We start from the raw sequence: 18333 nt of genomic DNA on the forward strand, positions 1-18333 counted from the left end.
CCGTCCTGTCAGCGATGGGTGAAGTGCGGTTGTTCCTTGGCGAAGAAGGCTCGCACGCCCTCGCGGCAATCATCGGTGACGAAAGCCTCGCCGATCAGTTCGAGCATGTCGGCGATCGCCTTGTCCTCATTCGTATCGAAGGACATGTCGACCGCACGCTTGCAGTATTCGAGCGCCTTGCCCGGCCCCTTGGCCAGGCGGCCCGCCATCTCGCGCGCCGTGGCGAGGGACTGACCGTGCGGCACCACGCGGTTGACCAGACCCCAGCCGAGCGCCGTCGCGGCATCGATCGGCTCCCCGAAATACATCATGTCCTTGGCGCGACCTTCCCCGACCCGCCGGGTCACGCGCACGCTGCCGCCACTGCCCGGGAAGACGCCGATCTTGATCTCGGGCAGGCAAAGCCGCGCGCCCTCCTCCACGACCAGCAGGTCGCAACAGACGGCCAGTTCCAGCCCGCCGCCATAGGCCAGGCCCGAGATTGCGGCGATGGTCGGCTTCGGGAAATCGTCGACCTTGCTGTAGGTCTCGTTCTCCTTGCGCAGCTTGCGCTCGAGGACCTCGCCTGGGCTCATCATGGACGGGAACTCGCTGAGGTCCGAGCCCGCGCAAAAGGCCCGGTCGCCCGCACCGGTGAGGATCAGTACCCTGACCTGGGGATCCGCCGCGAGTCGATCCAGGGTCTCGCCGAGCATATCCGTCATCGCGAGTGTCACGATGTTCAGCGGTGCGTTGTTGAGGGTCACGGTGGCGACGCCGCCCTCGATGCTGCAGAGTACGGGCTGTTGGCTCATCATGTCTCCTGATTGGTTTTGGCGGAGCGCCGGCCCCTGCCGGCGGCGGGACGAGCACGGAAATCTGCGGCGAGCCCCATGGGTTCCGGGCGGAACAGCCTTGCATCCATCGCAACGAGATCGGGGGAGACCTCGACGGGAAAGGCGATGCGCGCGAGAATGTCGCGCTCGACGGAGACTCCAGGCGCCGTCTCCGTAAGCAACAACCCCGAAGGCGTGAGGCGGAAGACGGCACGGTCCGTGATGAACAGAACCCCCTGGCCGCGCGCGCTGGCGAAGCTACCGTTGAAGGTGATCTGCTGTACCTGCTCCAGCCACTTCGACACCGAGCCATCACGTTCCAAGATCACGCCGTCGCTGCCATTGGGACGGATCGAAAGGCCGGAGGTGGTCAGCGTTCCCGAGAAAATCACCTTGTGAGCGCCCTGGCTGATATTGATGAAGCCGCCCGGCCCATTCACGCTCTTGCCGTAGCGGCTCACATTGACGTTTCCGGCTCGGTCGACCTCGGCGAAGGACAAGAAGGCAATGTCGAGCCCGCCGCCGTCGTAGAAGTCGAACTGGTCGGGCTGAGCCGCCATCATGTCGAAATTGATGCCGGATCCCGCGTTCTTCCCCGCCGAAGGCACGCCGCCTATGATGCCCTGTTCGACCGTCAGCGTGAGTTCGCGATAGAAGCCTTCCTCGGCGGCGACAGCCGAGATGCCGTTAGACACGCCGAACCCGAGATTGACCACGTCTCCCGGCCTGAGCTCCATCGCGCCGCGACGGGCGATCACCTTGCGAATGTCGAAGGGCAAGGTCGCGATGGCGCTGTCGGGAACACGCAGATGGCCCGCGAAGGCGGGATCATAATGCGTCTGGTAGCTCTGGCGCTGATTCGCCTCGACCACGACATAGTCGACCAGCGCTGCCGGCACCTTGACGTCGCGACCGCTCAAGGCGCCTGCGGCCGCGATACGCTGGACCTGGACGATCACGATGCCGCCTCGCAGCTTCGCCGCCGCCGCCAGCGAGAAATTCTCGCCGAGGAAAGCCTCGTCGACCATCGAGATATTGCCGCGTTCGTCGGCGATCGACCCCCGGATGATCGTGACGTCGATGGGGAATGATCGGTAGAGCAGGTACTCCTCGCCATCGATCTCGATGAGCCGAACCAGATCGTCCTTGCTGCGGGCGCTCTGCTTGCCGCCGCCGTAGCGGGGATCGATGAAGGTGTGGAGCCCCGTCTTGGTGAGCAGCCCTGGCCGACCGGCGGCCATGTCGCGCGACAATTGCGAGAGCACGCCCTGCGGCAGCGTATAGGCCTCGATCTGATCGGCGATCGCCAGCTCCGCGATCGCGGGGCAGTTGTTGAAGCCACCGCTGATTACGCGCTTCAGCAGGCGCGGATCCGCAAGCTTGCTGAAGCCGGTTGTGTCCCAGTCGCCGATCGAAACCGTGCTGGCCAGGGTCAACCCCGTGGGATGCCCGGTCGCCACATGCCGATCGCGCAGCGCGTCTATGATCGCCTCCGGCACGGCATGCCCGCCGCCGGAACCGCCGATATAGACGCTGTCGCCATCGCGGATCAGGCTCGCGGCACGGGATGCATCGATGAACTCAACCATGACAGGAGCCCTCCTGCGCGGTCACGTATTGGAGACCCATTTGAGGATGTGCTCGGCCACGGCGACGAGCTTCCCGGCCTGGTTGGTGACGGCGACCTTGGAGCGGGAGCGCCTGCGCTCGGGCTCGACCTCGGCGATCGTGTAGGTCACCGTGATGGTGTCACCGATGAAGACCGCATCCAGGAAGCGGACACGATCATAGCCGAGCGAGACCGGCGTCTCCGCCTCGTTGAAGCCGACATGCTTGTCGACCATCATCGAGGATGCCGTCGACATGAAGCCGACCATCATCGCGCCATGGGCTATGCGGCGGCCATATTTCGACCGGCTCATCACATCTTCATTGCAATGGTTCGGAGCGAAATCGCCGGTAAGTCCGGCGAAGAGGTAGATGTCGCTCTCGCCGACGGTCTTCGAAAAACTGACCGACTGGCCTGGCTTCACATGGAAATCGCTCATGGTCGGGGTTCCTTGCGGGGGAAAGGCGATCACGGCGCCGCGAAGACGACGGCGTCGCGCAGCAGCCCGTTAATCTCGCTGTCGGAGAAGCCGGAATCGGCGAGCACGTCGCGCGTATGAGCACCGGGCGAGAGCGCGAAGCGGGCTTCGGGCTGCGTCGCGCCGTCATAGCGCACCGGATGGTTCACCAGCTTGACCGTTTCACCGTTCACTTCGGCATCGGAAAAGGTATTGTTGTGCTTGAGCTGCGGGTTTTCCAGCAGGTCGTCGAAATCCTCGACGCGCGTGTGCCAGATGGCATGTTTTGCGAAGAGGTCGTGCAGCTGCGCGAAGCTATAGTCCAGCAAGATCCCGGAGAGCGTCGCCGCGATCTCGTCGCGGTGGTTATACGCGTTCCGGTCGGCCAGGGCGGCCAATGCCGGGCTTTCCAGCACCTCCGCGAGGCGTGCCACTTTGGCCATCGAGATCGCGACATGGGCGTCCTGCAGGCCGTAGATCCCGTAAGGCGCTTCGTGGAACCAGCTGCCGAGGCGCGGGTTGCGGCGCAAATTCTCGCGCGTCGCCCCGCTCGCGTAATACGCGACGAGCGACTCCATCTGCAGGTCGACGCCGGCGCCGAGCAACGTGCTCTCGACGCGCGTACCCTCGCCTGTCTTCAGCCAGCGGGCATAAGCCCCGGCGATGCCCATCGCAAACAGCGCAGCCCCATGCTGGTCGGCCGCAGCGCAGCCGGCCGGCGTCGGGCCGACATCGCCCTTGCCCGTCGCCGCAGCCAATCCCGACATTGCCTGGATCAGGAGATCTTGGCCGGGACGATCGGCATAAGGGCCGGTGCTGCCGAACCCCGAGGCTGAGGCATAGATGATGTCCGGCTTGTGCGCTTTGACCTGTTCGTAGCCGAAGCCGAGCCGGTCCAGCGTACCGGGCCGGAAGTTCTCGGCCACGACGTGAGAGTTCTCGATCAGCCGCAACACAACTGCTTGCGCATCGGGCTTCTTGAGGTCGATGGCAAGGCTCAACGCGTTACGATTGGCGCTCAGGAAGAAGGAGGTCACGCCGCCGATCCTGGCGCAATCGGCCCCGCCCCAATGGCGCTCGAAGGCGCCTTGTGGCGGCTCGATCTTGATGATCTGCGCGCCCATATCCGATAGATACTGCATGGCCGCCGGCCCCTGCAGGAAATGGCAGAAGCTCACGACTTTCAGACCTTCAAGAACCATTTCGGAGCTCCGCTGTCCGGCGCAGGCCCTCGCCCTGCCAGCCTCGTCATCAGATATCGAAAGCGGCGGCGGCTCGAAGCCGCCGCCGGGACGTCAGTTGACAGTGACGTTCTTCCACTTGCCGTCCTGGACCTTGACGATGTTCACAGTGTCGGAGCCGAAACCGTCATGCTGGTCCTTGGAGTAGCAGAGCTTCCCGTCGGAATAGGTTCCGTCGTAATCGCAGATGCTCTCGATCGCGCCGCGCAGCTTTTCGCCGGTGACCGGACCGTTCACGCGCCGCAGGCCCTCGGCCAACGTCACGAAGGCTGAGCTGCCGATGATCTCCGCATAGCCGGCCGGTTCCTTGCCGGCTTCCTTTAGGAGGAGACCCAGGGCCTTTTGCTTGGCCGACGGCTCGAACCAGTTTCCAAGCGAAACGCTCATCATTCCCTCAGCTGACTTGCCGGCGGCGTCCAGGAACGGCTTCTGGTTGATGCTGAGCGAGCCCAGGATCGGCGCCTTCAGCTGGGCCTGTTCGGCGGCGCGGGCAAAGGCGCCGCCCATTGCCGGGGCGGCGGTCAGCAGCAGCACGATGTCGGGGGCTGCGTTGCGGATGCGGGTTGCGGCAGGCGTCAGGTCGGTGGCGCTCAGCGGCGCGCTGGCGGTGGTAACAATCTCGATGCCGCCCTTCTCCTTGATCAGCTTATGCGCGAGGTCGGACTCGTCCTTACCGTAGGCGTCCTCTTGGTGCATGATCGCGACCTTCTTGACGTTCGGCTTGAAGACAATTTTCTCCATCATCGCCTGCATCGTCACCGCGCTCGCTGGTGCGACGCGGAACAGCCAGGGGAAGAACGAATGCGAGGGGTTCGTGACCGACTGGGTCGCGACAGGCGCCAGGATGGGCACCTTTGCCTGGGCGGCGATCGGGCCGATCGCCAAGGTCGAGGAGCCGGTGGACGGGCCGAGAATAACCTGAACCTTCTCCTGGCGGATCAGGCGGGTGGCGCCCCGCGCTGCTTCGGTCGGATTGCTCTGGTCATCGTGATACACGGCCTCGAGCTTGTGGCCGTTGATCCCGCCTTCGGCGTTGGCCTTGTCGATCAAAATCTTGATGATGTCACGCTCGGGAATGCCGAAGGGGGCTGCCGGCCCGCTGAGGCTGAGCAGGACGCCGACCTTGATCGGCTCGGCGGCTTGCCCCGAGCTGGCGAACAGCGTCGCCGAGAGGGCGAGCGCGGCGGCGGACTTCAGAACTACGCGTCGTTGAAGCATGTTTCTCTCCCGTCGATTATCGTTGTTGTCGTACAGACGGCCAGTCATTCAGCTCGATCTGCCGCCCATATAGGCTGCGAATATCTTCTCGTGGTCGCCGATATCGTCCTTATTTCCTTCCTGCGTCTTGTGGCCGTGTGAGATCACGACATATCGGTCGGCCACCTGTGCTGCGAAGGCGAGGTTTTGCTCTGCCAGCAAAATCGCGATCTTGCGCTTCTTCAGTTCCGTGAAGGCACGCTCGAGAATGTCGAAGATCGCCGGCGCCAGCCCCTGCGACGGCTCGTCGAGGACCAGGGCCGCGGGCCGCCTACCGAGCGCCACCGCGATCGCGAGCATCTGCTGCTCGCCGCCACTGAGCATGCCGGCGGCCGTCGGCATGCGCTCCTTCAGGATCGGGAACATGCTGAGCAGGAAGGCCAGGATCTCGTCGCGAGCCGAGATCGGCGAGAGACTGAGACCGAGATCGAGATTCTCCCGGACTGTCATGCTCGAGAACAGGTTGCGACGCGCCTCCGGGACATAGGATAGGCCAACGCTGGCGCGACGATGGGCCGAAAGGCCCGAGACGTCCTTGCCGTCGAAGGTCACCCGTCCGGTTCCGCGCACCGTCCCGGCGATCGCGCCCTGCAGGCTGGTCTTGCCAGCGCCATTGGCTCCGAGCACCGCAAGGCATTCTCCGGGAGCGACCGAAAGGGAGATGTCGAACACCACCTGGATGCGGCCGTAGAAGGCCGACACCGCGTCGCAGACTAGGGCCCGGCCGCGAGGCTCGATCCCGGATGGAGGCATCGCGGAGGTGCTGATGGAATGGGGATCGGGAATGGCCATCTCACACGCCTCAATGCTTTGTTGCGGATTTGGCCGTCTTGGCGGCGCTGCCGAGATAGAGGCTGGCGAAATCCGGGTTCGCCTCGATGTCGTGAGGCAATCCTTCCAGGATCGCCTTGCCCCGATCCAGAACGAGGACGTGCTCCGAGAGATCGCGCACCATGTTGAAGTTGTGCTCGACAAGCAGGACGCCGAGCCCTCGCTCGACGAGCCGCCGGATCTCTCCCGCCAGCACGCGTTGCTCCGTGCGGCTCAACCCGGCGGCGGGCTCGTCGAGCAGAAGATAGCGCGGCTCGTTGGCGATCGCGCGCGCCACTTCGACGAGGCGGACCTGCCCCATCGAGAGCTCGCCGAGCGGCACGTTCCGCAGCTCGATCAGGTTCAGGTCGCGCAGAATGCGTTCGCAGCCCCGCATCAGCTCCTGCTCTTCTCGAACCGAAGATGGTAGTCGCAGCATGGTGGCAAGCAGGCCGGCCTTGGCGCGCGGATAGAACCCGCACAGGACCGCGTGCTCGACGCTTTCCTTCGGGTCGAAGCGTGGAGTCTGGAAGGTGCGCGCGATCCCGCGCGCCACCCGCTCCGCCGCGCTCAACGCCGCCATCGGTTGTCCGTCTATGAAGACGCTGCCCTCGGCCAGATCGACCAGGCCGGAGATCGAGTTGAACAGTGTGCTCTTGCCGGACCCGTTGGGGCCGACCACAGACGTCACGCGACCGGCTTCGACCTCGAGCGACACCTTGTTGACCGCGACCACGCCGCCGAAGTGAACCGAGACACCTTGAATGCTGATGCTCATGACCCTTCTCCGGCGGTGGCGGCCTGGCTCGCGGGCATGTGCTGGACCGCCTTCTCTGTCGCCTGCTTGCTTCGTGAGTTCTTAGAGGCCAGACGCCACCAAGGCGTTCCGATCAGACCCTGCGGGGCCAGCAGGAGGATGACGACCAGCGCGCCGCCGAAGACCATTCCCTGCGTCTCGGCGGCAGGAAGCTGCGTCACGATGAGCAGCAGCAGCGTGGCGCCGATGACCGGACCGAGCGGCGTACGCACACCGCCGACGATCGCCATCAGCAGGACCTGCATCGAAACGACGATGCTCACGGAGTCGGGCCCGAGATAGCTGAGATTATGGGCGTAGAGCCAGCCGCCGAGACCCGCCACGCTGGACGAGATGGCAAAGAAAAGCGCCAGCACATTCGAAACCCTAACCCCGTCGGCGACAGCACGCAGGCTGTCATGACGCACAGTCGAGACCGCCCGCCCGAAGGCCGAGTTGATCAGATTGCAATAGATGTAGACGACGACAGCGACGCAGGCCCAGGCGAAGATATGCATCGAAAGCGGCGTGTCGGCGATGCTGATCGGCGGTATCCCGGGTAGGCCAACGTAGCCGCCTGTGAAATCTCCGCCCTCGCGGATGGCGATCTCGATGATCGACCCAAGCACGAGCGTCGCAATCGACAGCGGCAGCGGCGAGAGCCGGGTGACGACGCGCGCCAGCGGGTAGGCCAGGATGACCGGCAGGACCAGCGCCAGAACCAACCCGATATACGGAGACACCCCGTAGCGCGTGGTGGCGATCGCCGAACCGAAACCGCCCAGCGCCGCAAAGGACCCGGTCGCGATCGAGAGGATACCGGCCTGGCCATAGCTCATGCCGACTGACAATGCGAAGAGCGAGAAGATGGCGAACAGGGCCGAATTATCGATCCAGAACGCGTCTCCGGCGATCAGAGGCGTGATAATCGCAACTACGCCGATCAGGATGAGCGTGGGCATCTGGGTCTGCAGAATGCGATTGGTCATGCGCGGCCTCCCGCAACGGTGGCCCGGCTCATGCGACCGGTGGAAAGCACGATGAAGGTGAAGGCGAGCGGGACGGCGGTAGCCCAGGCACCGGGCAGATAGCCTGCGCTCCAGGCCTGAACCAGACCCATGCCGATCCCACCTAGAAAGGCCCGCAACGGGCTCTTCAGCCCGAACAAGATCGCCGCGCCGAACGCACCGAGCGTGAACTGCAGGCCGTTGGAATAGTCCATGCCGGCGGTGTTGAGGATCAGCAGGCCGCCGATCCCGGCCAGGAGCCCGCCGATCACATAGGTCGAGAACCAGATACCGCGCACGGGGATGCCCGCCAGCGTCGCGCCCAACGGGTTGACCGCCGAGGCCCGCATCGCCCGGCCGAACGGGGTCGCATAGAGCACAGCGGTCAGCGCCGCGAGAATGCCGCAGCCCACCACCAGATTGATCGCGATCTGCGGGCTCACCCGAATGCCGAACCCCTCCCAGAGAGTCTCGAAGGGGCGCCGGACGATCGGGTTCTTGCCGTAGAACGTCAGAATGAAGGATTCCAGGAAGGTCGCTGCGCCGAAGGTCGCGAGCACGACGGTGATTGGGTCCTGCTTCCCGGGCTGATTGAGCCTCAGGGAGACAAAACCAACCACGATTGAGGCTAGCACGGCGGCGAGCACACCACCGATCATGCCGATCGGACCGCCCACGATCAGGGCGACGGCGGCCGCCAGCACGGCATAGGGTCCCACAGCCAGATCGACCGAGTCGGTTGTCAGAAACAACAGACTGATGGGCAGGGCTAACAGACCAATCGTGACGCCGAGGAACAGACCTCGGATCGTCAACTCAAGCAGCTCATAGGCCACGAGCATCTCCTCCAGACATGTGCGGAGCGTCGTTGAATGCGCTTCCTGACATGCAAGTAAGCAGACCTGTCCAGAGGCCGTCAAGCGCTGATTTTCGCATGCCACCGAATTGGCCGGAGCCCACTTGTCAAACCGATATCCCCGATCTACTGATTTACATGTAAGTCAGTTATCGGCTCTTCGGAACACCGAGGCTGCCGTCAACGACCAAAAGGTCGAACTAAGAATTCTGGAGGAAATTCATGAGGTTGCGTGACAAGATCTGCATCGTGACAGGCGGCGCGTCAGGAATTGGGCGGGCGACCTCGCTGATATTTGCGCGCGAAGGTGCGACAGTCCTGGTCGCTGACCGGTCCGAGGATGCAGCCCGCGCTGTCGCGGCGCAGGCCGGCGGCGGCGCCTTCGCGCTCGCCGTCGATGTCTCCAAAAGCGCCGACGTCGGGCGCATGGTCGATGCTGTGGTCGCGCGTTGCGGGCGCATCGACGTACTCGTTAACAATGCCGGCTATGGAATTCCCGGCGATGTCGTCTCGACCTGCGAGGATGACTGGAATGCGCTGATGGCGGTGAACGTCAACGGCGTGTTTTTCGGCTGCAAATACGCGATCCCGCAGATGCGCAAGCAGGGCGGCGGCGCCATCGTCAATACGGCCTCCATCGTCTCCAATGTCGGCATTCGCGACCGCGCGGCCTATTGCGCCTCGAAGGGTGCGGTCGCCGCGCTAACGCGAGCGATGGCGCTCGACCATGTCGAAGACAAGATCAGGATCAACGCGGTCGCACCCGGCACGATCGACTCTCCCTATTTCCAGGAGATGTTCGCCAAATCTCCGCGCGCGGCGGAAATGCGACGCGAACTCGAGGCCCGGCAGGCGATGAACCGCCTCGGCCAGCCCGAGGAGATCGCCAACGCCATCCTCTTCCTCGCATCCGACGAGGCGTCCTTCGTGACCGGGTCGGTCATGATGGTCGACGGCGGCATGACGGCGCAGTGAGCCCCCCTATGAGCACGTCTTTTCAAGCTGTCCGGGAGACGGACATCGTCATCGTCGGTGGTGGCGGCGCAGGATTGGCTGCAGCCATCGAAGCGGCGGCGGCCGGGTCCAAGGTCATCTTACTGGAGAAAGAACCGATCCTGGGTGGCACCACCGGTCGCTCGGTGGGCTCGATCACCGCCAGTTGCACAAGGCTGCAGAAGAGCGCAGGCGTCGTCGACAGCACGCAGGCACATTTCGAAGACATGCCGCTCTTCGCGCCGCATCTGGCCGATCGCGACAACCTGGAACTGCGTCGCCTGCTGGTCGACAACGTTCCCGACGTCTTGGTCTGGCTAGAGCGTCTGGGCGTGGTCTTCTTCGGACCGATGCCGGAGCCGCCCCATCGCGTGCCCAGAATGCACAACATTCTGCCGAGCTCGAAGTCCTACATTCATTATCTCGAGAAGGAGGCGCGTCGCCTCGGTGTCGAGATTGTTCTCCAGGCGCAGGCCGAAGCGCTCACGCAGCAGGCCGGCCGCGTGACTGGGGTGGAAGCGCTTGTGTCAGGCAAGCGCCAGACGTTGCGAGCCCGGCGGGCGGTGATCCTCGCCTCTGGCGACATGAGCTCCGGCCATGAACTCAAGCAAAAATATCTGCCGGAGAACATTCGCGACATCGAAGGCATCAACATCGCTAGCACCGGTGACGGCCAGCGCCTCGGCATGGCGGTCGGCGGCTGCATGGTGAACGGCGACATCGTCTACGGTCCAGAGATCCGCTTCGTCGCGCCCCCGGCCAAAAAGATCATCGAGCGGATCCCGCCCACGCGGCTGCTCGCCACGATCATGAAGCAGGCGATGCGATTCGTGCCGTCCGTGATCCTGCGCCCCTTCTTCATGATGTTCGTGACCACGAATCTCGCGCCCTCGCACAGCCTGTTTCAACAGGGCGCGATCTTGGTGAACACACTGGGGCGGCGATTCGTGGATGAGAACGACAGGCCACAATACGCGATCCCCTCCCAGCCGGATCGGATCGCCTTCATCGTTTTCGATGAGAACGTCGCCAAAAAATACACGCAGTGGCCCAATTTCATCTCGACAGCTCCCGGACTGGCCTACGCCTATCTGGATGATTATCGGAAGAACCGGCGCGACATCTTCGTGTCGGCTCCGACGCTTCAGGAGCTCGCCGTCAAGCTCGGTATGACACCGGCCGCACTGACGGACAGCGTCACGACCCTTAATGCCGCCGCCCAGGCGGCCGGAAAGCCCACGCTGTCGGCAGGGCCGTTTTATGCGCTCGGTCCGGCCAAGAGCTGGATTCCAATCGCGGAGGGCGGCCTCGCCGTCGATCTCAACCTGCGGGTCCTCGATCAAGCGGGAGCACCGATTGCCGGGCTCTACGCAGCAGGTTCGACCGGCCAGGGCGGCGTTATCCTCGAAGGACACGGTCACCATCTCGCCTGGGCCTTCACGTCGGGACGCATCGCGGGGCGGCACGCAGCCGTATCCGCAACAGTTTGAAACACGAAAGAGGAATCGAGATCATGTACGGTTTGGAAGGACGCAAGCTTCTGCTCACGGGCGGCGCAACCGGTATCGGCCGACGCATTGCCACGCGCCTTGCTGAAGAAGGCTGCGACATCGGCATCGTCGACATCAATACGCAGGAGGCCGAGACCACTGCACAGATGGTGGTCAAGGCTGGTCGCCGCTGCACCGTCTACAAGGCCAATGTCGCGGATTATGACAGCGCCGCGGCGGCCGCAGAAGCCTTTCTCAGGGATCACGGCAGGGTCGACATCCTCGCCAACAACGCCGGCATTATCACCCTCGGCAAGCTCGAGGAAGTCGATATTGCGGATTGGCGCCGCACCTTCGCCGTCAATGTCGATGGCGTCTTCAACATGTGCAAAGTGCTGGTGCCGCACCTGCGCGCGCTGAAGGCCGGCAGAATCATCAACACGGCGTCCTGGTACGGCAAGGTGGGCAAACCTCACTACAGCGCATACTGCGCCTCGAAATTCGCCGTGATCGGCCTGACCCAAGCGCTGGCGATGGAACTCGCGCCGTGCGGCATCACGGTCAACGCCATCTGCCCGGGCACGATCGTCGAGACTGGAATGCGCGACGAGGCCGATAAGCGCTCGGTCGAGCAGGGCGTGCCCACCGCCAGACAGCGCGAAAACCTGATACCGGTAGGCCGTGTGGGCCTGCCCGACGACATTGCGCGCGTCGTCGCCTTCCTGGCGTCAGACGAGTCGTCATATATGACCGGACAGGCGATCAATGTGACCGGCGGATTGTGGATGCACTAAGGCTCGGCGTGCCGGCTGGAAGGCTGCCGAGCTCATCTTCGGCAGCCTCTTGGCGCCCGACAGGACATGCCAACGGTGCATCTTGACATCTGGCCCTGCCTTCTTCCCGCCTGGGCCAAGGAAAATTGAACCGAAGGCGAGGATCATTGCAGATGCGTGACAAGATCAAGGCGGCAGCGACCGAACTGCTGATCAGGCACGGCTATCGCGGCCTACGCTTTGCTGACATCGCGCAGCAACTCGACATCACCCGAGCGAATATCCACTATCATTTTGGCACGAAGAACGGGCTCGTGAAGGAAGTGTTGACCGAATACGTCGCGCGCACGACCGAAAAGATGGCGAGCGTCTGGTGTGCGGACATTTCCTATGACGACAAAGTCATCGCAACGATGGAGCTCAACCGGAAGCAGTATCTGCTTTTCAACAAGAGCAACGACGAGGGTGGCGCTGCCTGGAGCTTGATCTCGCGCATGCGCCTAGAGGCTGACCAGATCGGCGCTGAGGGCAGAGCCTGCATGGTCTCGTTCTCGCGGGCCATAGAGAGCTATGTGGCGAATGCGATCGCCAAGGCACAGGATAACGGCGAAATCGCCCGCCACGCCCCGGTCGCGGACATCGCCGTCCAGATCGTCAGCATCATCGAGAGCGCGGCGCCCATTACGCAGGATGCAGGCTCTTTCGCGCGGCTCGAGCATCTCTACATGGCGCATATGCGCGTCATCACGCATGCCTATGTCAATAAGCGCCGCGGCTCGACGCGTGGCATCGCGGGATGATCATGCACACCGTCCCATCCCAGCGCGCTTATGCGCCAGGACGCGATCGCGATCCCAGGCCATGTCCGCCAACACTTGCCCTGGCCGGCGCTTGCGAAGGTAACCCGCGGCCTCAGAGCACGACGATGTCCTGCGACAGAACCCGAGCGCCAACAATACGACCACTAGACTGACCTACAGATAAGTCAGTTTCCCGCTAAATGCTCTGGAGGAGCCCGTGCCTTCGATGACCGAGACAGCGCCTTCATCCGACCAGGCGTCGCATCACCCGCTGTTCATGCCCGGCTGGATCGGCGGGGTCGAAATCAAGAACAGGATCGTAATGCCGCCGATGACGACGCGCGGCGCCGATGCCGAAGGTTTCGTGACCGAGGACTCCATCGCCTATTACTGTGCCCGGGCGGAGGGAGGCGTCGGCCTCATCACCGTCGAGATGGCCTCCCCCGAGAAGGCCGGCAAGCATCGCAACTTCGAACTCGGCATCTACGACGATCGCTTCGTCCCGGGGCTGCGAAGGCTTGTCGATGCTCTGCATCAGCGAGGCGCGAAAGTCAGCATCCAGCTCGGACATGGCGGCGGGCATACCCGTCTCGACATCAATGGCGGCGAGCCGCCGGTGGCTCCTTCCGCGATCCCACATATCGTCGAAGAGGGCACAACCGAGACCGTTATCCCACAGGCCATGGACAAGGCCAGGATCGAAGCTTGCATAGAGGCCTTCGCCGATGCCGCCGCGCGCGCACGGCGCGCAGGGTTCGACATCGTCGAAATTCACGGCGCGCATGGCTACCTGATTTCGCAGTTCCTGTGCCCCGCCGAAAACCTGCGGACCGACGAATATGGTGGAAGCCTCGAGAATCGGGCGCGCCTGGCGCTTTCGATCATCCGCCGCATCAAACAGAGAGAGGCAGATCTTCCGACCATCTTCCGGATGAGCGGCGACGATCTCTTTCCCGAGGGCATGCAGTTTGAGGAAGCCAGGCAGGTCGCGATCTGGGCAGCCGAGGCGGGAGCGGACGCCATTCATGTCGCTGGCGGGCATTATCGGTCTCTCCCCACCGGCGCGGTGATGGCGCCCCCCATGAACATGCCGGACGCAACCTTCCTCTCCTTCGCCTCCAGAATCCGCCCGCATGTTTCGGTTCCGGTGATTACAGTCGGGAGGCTGGGCGACCCGATCGATGCCAAGCGCGCGATCGAAGAGGGCCATGCCGATTTCGTCGCCCTCGGCAGGCCGCTGCTCGCCGATCCGGAATGGCCGTTGCGGGTCCAGCGCGGTGAGGCGGTCCGCATGTGTATCGCCTGCAATAGTTGCATCAACGGCATGCGACAGGGGTTTCGCCTGCACTGCCTCGTCAACCCGATCACCGGTCGGGAGGCATCGGTCGGGAGCGCGCAGGTTCGCGAAAAGCTGCTGCCCGAAGGGCTGCGGATCGCTGTGATCGGGGCCGGCCCGGCCGGCCTTTCCTATGCAAGCGCGGTGGCGCACCGCAATGCCGTCACGGTCTTCGAGAAATCACCGACCGTGGGCGGCGCGCTGAAACTTGCCGGGCTGGCTCCGAAATTTCAGGAGGTTTCGGCAGACCAGCGCGTGCTCGATCGCTACATCGCAGCCGTGGAACAGCGCTGCCGCGCCAATGGTGTGGCGTTCGAGCTCAACACCAGGATCGACGATATCCAGGCACTGTCCTCGCGTTTCGATCGAGTCGTGGTCGCCACCGGTGCTCGTTATCGGCTGGGCCTCGGCCTGATACCCGGGCTGCTGGCGGCAGGCGTCGCCAAACTGCCGATCATCCGTGATCTGGCCATCCGGCCAGACCTCAGGAAATGGTTCTACTACAAGGCCCGGCGGCCCGCCCCGCCGCAACTGGGCGGCATAGCCCCTGGCTTCGTGACCATCATCGGAGACGCATCCAGTGCCGGCAAGAGCGTTGCCGCGATCAGGGATGCCTTTGCCGCGGCCTTCGGAGTTCCCGAACTTCGCCTTGTGACCCGCGGCAACGGTTCCCGGGAACAGTCCAAAGAGTGAGACTGGGCCGTCAGGCTGGCGCTGGAACGGCCCCGCCGAAAGAGAGACTGCGACGGCTCAAGCCGTGCCAGATCGTCTATCACCGCAGCGTCATTCAAGAAGCAGGAGAGCGCGATAGCAGCCTATGTCCTATCCGAGAGCAGCAAGGTCGATCAGGAAATGATCGGGGAATATCGGGCTCTCGCAGTCCCCAGCGTGGAGGCCTATGGAGGCAGATACATTGCCCGTGGCGGCGCCATAGAGGCGATGGAGGGCGACTTCACGTCGACGGGACTCGTGATTCTTGAGTTCCCGAGCATGGAGCGGGCGCGGCAATGGTATGCGTCGCCGGAGTACGGCAAAGCCTTGGAGGTTGCGAAGCGGGCCCTGACCAGGCGCCTAATCTTCGTAGAAGGCTTGTAGAGGCTTAGATCAGGCGCAGGGCCGGGATCAGCGGACGTATCGGCGCGAAAGCTCGTCGCGATTGTCGTAGGAGGCCTCGAAGATCGGGGCCGCCAGGGTGGCCCGAACCTTCAAGATCCCCGTCCCGACGTTCTTGAAGCCATGCTTCGCGCCGGGCGGTATCAGCACCGACTGGTTCGGCTTCACGATCCGGCTCTCATCCCTGAGGTAGATCTCGGCCTCCCCTCCATCACCTCGAGAACCTCCTCGACGGCGTGAAGATGGATCGGAGCACCGAGCCCGGCTCGCAGAACTGCTCGAAGATGCAAAGCTGCGCGGATTGAACCAGGGCAGAGACCCGCATCAGCGTCATCACGCCGTCGCGCCAGGCCTCCATCGCCTGCGTCTCATGCTCGAATACGTTCATCGTCTCACCCGATAGCGCCAGGAAACGTGGTTAGCGACCAACTCGCAGACCGACCTCGCATATCGCCTCGATCGAAGGAAGGCCGCCGGCATTGCTCATGCGTCATCCGCCGATGCGTGTTGACGGTCTTCTCGCGCCAAGCATACTGACATAGACGTCAGCAGCCGTGCCCACACGCGGTTCGGCATCATCGGCGCCGAGAGAACCGGACTTGCGACGGCCTATGCTGCGGCATGCAGGGCGCTCACGCGACGGAGATTGCAATGGCAACAAGCGAGACGAAAGCGCGGGCACTGGTGCTCGGCCCCGATGATGGCGAAAGCTTCTGGCAGCCGGTTCCGGCTAACGGCTATGTTCGAAACCTGCTCAACACCATCAAGACAGGCGGCACCAGTCGATTTTCCATGGGCACGCAGACTGTCGCGCCGCAATGCGCCATCCGCGAGCATGTTCACGACACCCAGGAGGAGATTATCTTCGTCTACGAAGGCCGTGGCATCGCCCGCATCGATGGCACCGATCATCCGATTGAACCGGGATCCTGCGCCTATATCGGACCAGGGCTGAAGCACCATTTCCTCAACCCCAACGATGAGCCGCTGAGCTTCACCTTCTTGCTGATGCCCGGCGGGCTCGACGAGTTCTTCGCGGAAATCGGCCGGCCCAAGCGCCCCGGAGAGTCCGCCCCCGCGCCTTTCCCGCGGCCGGACAATATCGCCGAGATCGAGCGCAGAACGGTATTCGGCTGGGTCGATTCCCGTTTCGACAAGGTGAAGTGAGGGGCCATGATCTACGAAGAACGCGATTATCGTATTAAGGCTGGTAAACTCGCCAATGGCGGCCAACTGCTAGCTGGCATCCGGAGCGCTGGGCGGGCTCGATTTTGGCGCAGGCCGCGCGGAGAGCGCTAGGCCTGACGGTCATTTACGAATCCAGCAATTCGCCTGTAGCCTGGTCGAAGGAACTCGGAGACCCAGTGACGCTTTCCAGGGAACGACGCGATCATTGAACCCCTTGGTCGACAGGATGAATTCCACCCGACGACCAGACGGTCAGAGCTACTGGCATATACTGAAAACTGGTAGGCGATGACCGCGTTCTCGTGGCGGGTGACAAGGAATTGAACCTGACCTCGTATGAAACAGCGCGGGACCCTAGCCGCGCTCCTCGGTGTAGCTGTCGATAACAGCCGAAAGGTCGAGCCCTTCGCGCACCGTGTCAAGGACGAAATGCGCCAGGTGACCGGGCGGCACGAACTCATCCAGCGAGGGCGGCAAAAGCCAGAACTGATCGACATCCCAAGAGCGAAACACTTTGGCCATGAGGCAAGTGAATCACCCCGAAACCACCCCGTTAAGAGGATTACTCGGACGGGCTCCTAGTGGAAGCGCAGATGAAACGGGATTAGCTTCTGGATCACGAATGCATGATGCTGACAGCTCTTTTGCGGTAAGCCAAGGGGCGCGTTGCTGTGTCTCAGCAACCGTCACGGGCGCCTCTCACTCATCGGTAGGCCACGTATCGCCAAGGCGATAGCCGTTGGGGAACGGATCGGACGGATCGAGCACATATTGGTGGAAGGCCGTGATCCAAGCCCTGCCGCTGACGCTGGGGATCACGCCCGGGCGTCCGTCCACATCCACCACCGCCTCGACCCGCCCGTGGAACTCCGTGTCGAGGATCGAGCGGTGCACGAAAGTTTCGCCAACCGCAATCTGGCCGCGCGCATGCATCACCGCGAGACGGGCGCTGGTGCCGGTGCCGCATGGCGAACGATCGACCCGGCCTGGCGAGACGATGACGGTATTCTGGGCGGTGAGGACGCCGTCGTCACGCCGTTCGAGCGGCCCGGCGAACAGGGTCTGGTTGATGGTGTGAATCTCGGGGTTCAACGGGTGGACCGCCGGAATCTGTTCGGCTGCTGCCGCCTTGATCCTCTCGCCGACAGAAACCATCTCCGACGCCTCGGACGGGTCGACCGAAAAACCGGCCGCGCGCGCGTCAACCAGCGCATAGATCATGCCGCCATAGGCGACGTCGACGCGCATGGTGCCGAGGCCGGGCACCTCGACATTCAGGTCGAGCCCAAAGACGAAGCTGGGCACGTTGGTGAAGGTGACGCGCTTGCAGCGGCCATCCGCGCATTCGGCCTTCACCCGGATCAGGCCGCCCGGCGCTTCGAGCGTCAGTTCGGTGACCGGCTCCTGCATCGGCACCATCCCGGTCTCCAGCAGGGCGGTCACGGTGCAGATCGTGTTCGAGCCGGACATTGGCGGATAGGAGGCCGATTCCATGATGACGAAGCCGGCGACGGCCTCCGGGTTCGAGGACGGCAGGACCAGATTGACGCATTGCGTCACCTTGCCCCGCGGCTCGTGCAGGAGAAATTGGCGGAGATCGTCGCCATGAGTCTCCAGATAGCGTGCTTTCTCGAAGAGCGTGGTGCCCGGCACGTCGAGCACGCCGCCGGTTATGACCTCATTGAGCTCGCCCTCGGTATGGACGCCGACGACGTTGATCATTCTGCTGAAACGCATGTCTTTCCCCCTGAAACTGGTTTTTTGTTCGCGATGGCGAGCCGCTGCGCGCTCT

Annotated in this window: 19 protein-coding genes and 1 pseudogene; 7 read left to right on the top strand and 13 right to left on the bottom strand. The window is 63.4% G+C overall.

Annotated elements, in window-relative coordinates; genetic code table 11:
- Nucleotides 1-8 precede the first annotated feature (8 nt).
- From AC1D2L_RS01660 to AC1D2L_RS01700, 9 genes are all read right to left on the bottom strand, one after another.
- Nucleotides 9-794, bottom strand: a complete 786-nt coding sequence (locus AC1D2L_RS01660; protein ID WP_476844068.1) for an enoyl-CoA hydratase/isomerase family protein — start codon at nucleotides 792-794, stop codon at nucleotides 9-11.
- Nucleotides 794-2404, bottom strand: coding sequence for an acyl CoA:acetate/3-ketoacid CoA transferase (locus AC1D2L_RS01665; protein WP_476844069.1), 1611 nt, complete (start codon nucleotides 2402-2404; stop codon nucleotides 794-796). The genes AC1D2L_RS01660 and AC1D2L_RS01665 overlap by 1 nt, the downstream gene beginning before the upstream one ends.
- A 21-nt stretch (nucleotides 2405-2425) precedes the next feature.
- Entirely contained in the window at nucleotides 2426-2863 is a 438-nt protein-coding gene (locus AC1D2L_RS01670) for a MaoC family dehydratase (protein ID WP_476844070.1), read from the bottom strand.
- Between the two features lie 29 nt (nucleotides 2864-2892).
- Nucleotides 2893-4083: a CaiB/BaiF CoA transferase family protein gene (locus AC1D2L_RS01675; protein ID WP_476844071.1), complete on the bottom strand. Its 1191-nt coding sequence runs from the start codon at nucleotides 4081-4083 to the stop codon at nucleotides 2893-2895.
- Between the two features lie 93 nt (nucleotides 4084-4176).
- Nucleotides 4177-5340, bottom strand: a complete 1164-nt coding sequence (locus AC1D2L_RS01680; protein ID WP_476844072.1) for an ABC transporter substrate-binding protein — start codon at nucleotides 5338-5340, stop codon at nucleotides 4177-4179.
- 48 nt (nucleotides 5341-5388) lie between these two features.
- Complete coding sequence (locus tag AC1D2L_RS01685; RefSeq protein WP_476844073.1) at nucleotides 5389-6171, bottom strand: ABC transporter ATP-binding protein; 783 nt, start codon at nucleotides 6169-6171, stop codon at nucleotides 5389-5391.
- 10 nt (nucleotides 6172-6181) lie between these two features.
- Complete coding sequence (locus AC1D2L_RS01690; protein ID WP_476844074.1) at nucleotides 6182-6967, bottom strand: ABC transporter ATP-binding protein; 786 nt, start codon at nucleotides 6965-6967, stop codon at nucleotides 6182-6184.
- Entirely contained in the window at nucleotides 6964-7974 is a 1011-nt protein-coding gene (locus tag AC1D2L_RS01695; protein WP_476844075.1) for a branched-chain amino acid ABC transporter permease, read from the bottom strand. Before AC1D2L_RS01695 ends, AC1D2L_RS01690 begins: the two co-directional genes overlap by 4 nt.
- Nucleotides 7971-8828, bottom strand: coding sequence for a branched-chain amino acid ABC transporter permease (locus AC1D2L_RS01700; RefSeq protein ID WP_476844076.1), 858 nt, complete (start codon nucleotides 8826-8828; stop codon nucleotides 7971-7973). Before AC1D2L_RS01700 ends, AC1D2L_RS01695 begins: the two co-directional genes overlap by 4 nt.
- A 242-nt stretch (nucleotides 8829-9070) precedes the next feature.
- Between AC1D2L_RS01700 and AC1D2L_RS01705 the strand changes: the two genes are divergently transcribed.
- The 6 genes from AC1D2L_RS01705 (at nucleotide 9071) to AC1D2L_RS01730 (ending at nucleotide 15335) form a co-directional block, all read left to right on the top strand.
- Complete coding sequence (locus AC1D2L_RS01705) at nucleotides 9071-9823, top strand: SDR family oxidoreductase (protein ID WP_476844077.1); 753 nt, start codon at nucleotides 9071-9073, stop codon at nucleotides 9821-9823.
- Between the two features lie 8 nt (nucleotides 9824-9831).
- Entirely contained in the window at nucleotides 9832-11331 is a 1500-nt protein-coding gene (locus AC1D2L_RS01710; RefSeq protein WP_476844078.1) for an FAD-dependent oxidoreductase, read from the top strand.
- Between the two features lie 23 nt (nucleotides 11332-11354).
- Nucleotides 11355-12125 (top strand): SDR family NAD(P)-dependent oxidoreductase, encoded by a 771-nt coding sequence (locus AC1D2L_RS01715; RefSeq protein ID WP_476844079.1) that lies wholly within the window; start codon nucleotides 11355-11357, stop codon nucleotides 12123-12125.
- Between the two features lie 152 nt (nucleotides 12126-12277).
- A complete protein-coding gene (locus tag AC1D2L_RS01720) occupies nucleotides 12278-12904 on the top strand; it encodes a TetR/AcrR family transcriptional regulator (protein ID WP_476844080.1) in 627 nt (208 codons plus the stop codon).
- Between the two features lie 331 nt (nucleotides 12905-13235).
- Nucleotides 13236-14933 carry an oxidoreductase gene (locus AC1D2L_RS01725; RefSeq protein ID WP_476844653.1) on the top strand — a complete coding sequence of 566 codons (1698 nt, stop codon included), beginning with the start codon at nucleotides 13236-13238 and terminating at the stop codon, nucleotides 14931-14933.
- 114 nt (nucleotides 14934-15047) lie between these two features.
- Nucleotides 15048-15335 carry a DUF1330 domain-containing protein gene (locus AC1D2L_RS01730; RefSeq protein WP_476844654.1) on the top strand — a complete coding sequence of 96 codons (288 nt, stop codon included), beginning with the start codon at nucleotides 15048-15050 and terminating at the stop codon, nucleotides 15333-15335.
- Between the two features lie 27 nt (nucleotides 15336-15362).
- Here AC1D2L_RS01730 and AC1D2L_RS01735 read toward each other — a convergent pair whose 3' ends face one another.
- Together AC1D2L_RS01735 and AC1D2L_RS01740 are read right to left on the bottom strand one after the other, a co-directional pair.
- Nucleotides 15363-15521, bottom strand: coding sequence for a hypothetical protein (locus AC1D2L_RS01735; RefSeq protein ID WP_476844081.1), 159 nt, complete (start codon nucleotides 15519-15521; stop codon nucleotides 15363-15365).
- Nucleotides 15522-15564: 43 nt separating this feature from the next.
- Nucleotides 15565-15741, bottom strand: coding sequence for a hypothetical protein (locus tag AC1D2L_RS01740; protein WP_476844082.1), 177 nt, complete (start codon nucleotides 15739-15741; stop codon nucleotides 15565-15567).
- A gap of 263 nt (nucleotides 15742-16004) precedes the next feature.
- Here AC1D2L_RS01740 and AC1D2L_RS01745 point away from each other — a divergent pair, with 263 nt between their 5' ends.
- A complete protein-coding gene (locus AC1D2L_RS01745) occupies nucleotides 16005-16520 on the top strand; it encodes a cupin domain-containing protein (RefSeq protein ID WP_476844083.1) in 516 nt (171 codons plus the stop codon).
- Nucleotides 16521-16898: 378 nt separating this feature from the next.
- Here the strand turns inward: AC1D2L_RS01745 and AC1D2L_RS01750 are convergent.
- Together AC1D2L_RS01750 and AC1D2L_RS01755 are read right to left on the bottom strand one after the other, a co-directional pair.
- Nucleotides 16899-17063: pseudogene (locus tag AC1D2L_RS01750) on the bottom strand (IS5/IS1182 family transposase); the annotation flags it as partial.
- A 177-nt stretch (nucleotides 17064-17240) separates the two neighbouring features.
- Nucleotides 17241-18278, bottom strand: coding sequence for a proline racemase family protein (locus AC1D2L_RS01755; protein ID WP_476844655.1), 1038 nt, complete (start codon nucleotides 18276-18278; stop codon nucleotides 17241-17243).
- Nucleotides 18279-18333 lie beyond the last annotated feature (55 nt).

The organism is Allobosea sp. P1_B10, from assembly GCF_056406735.1.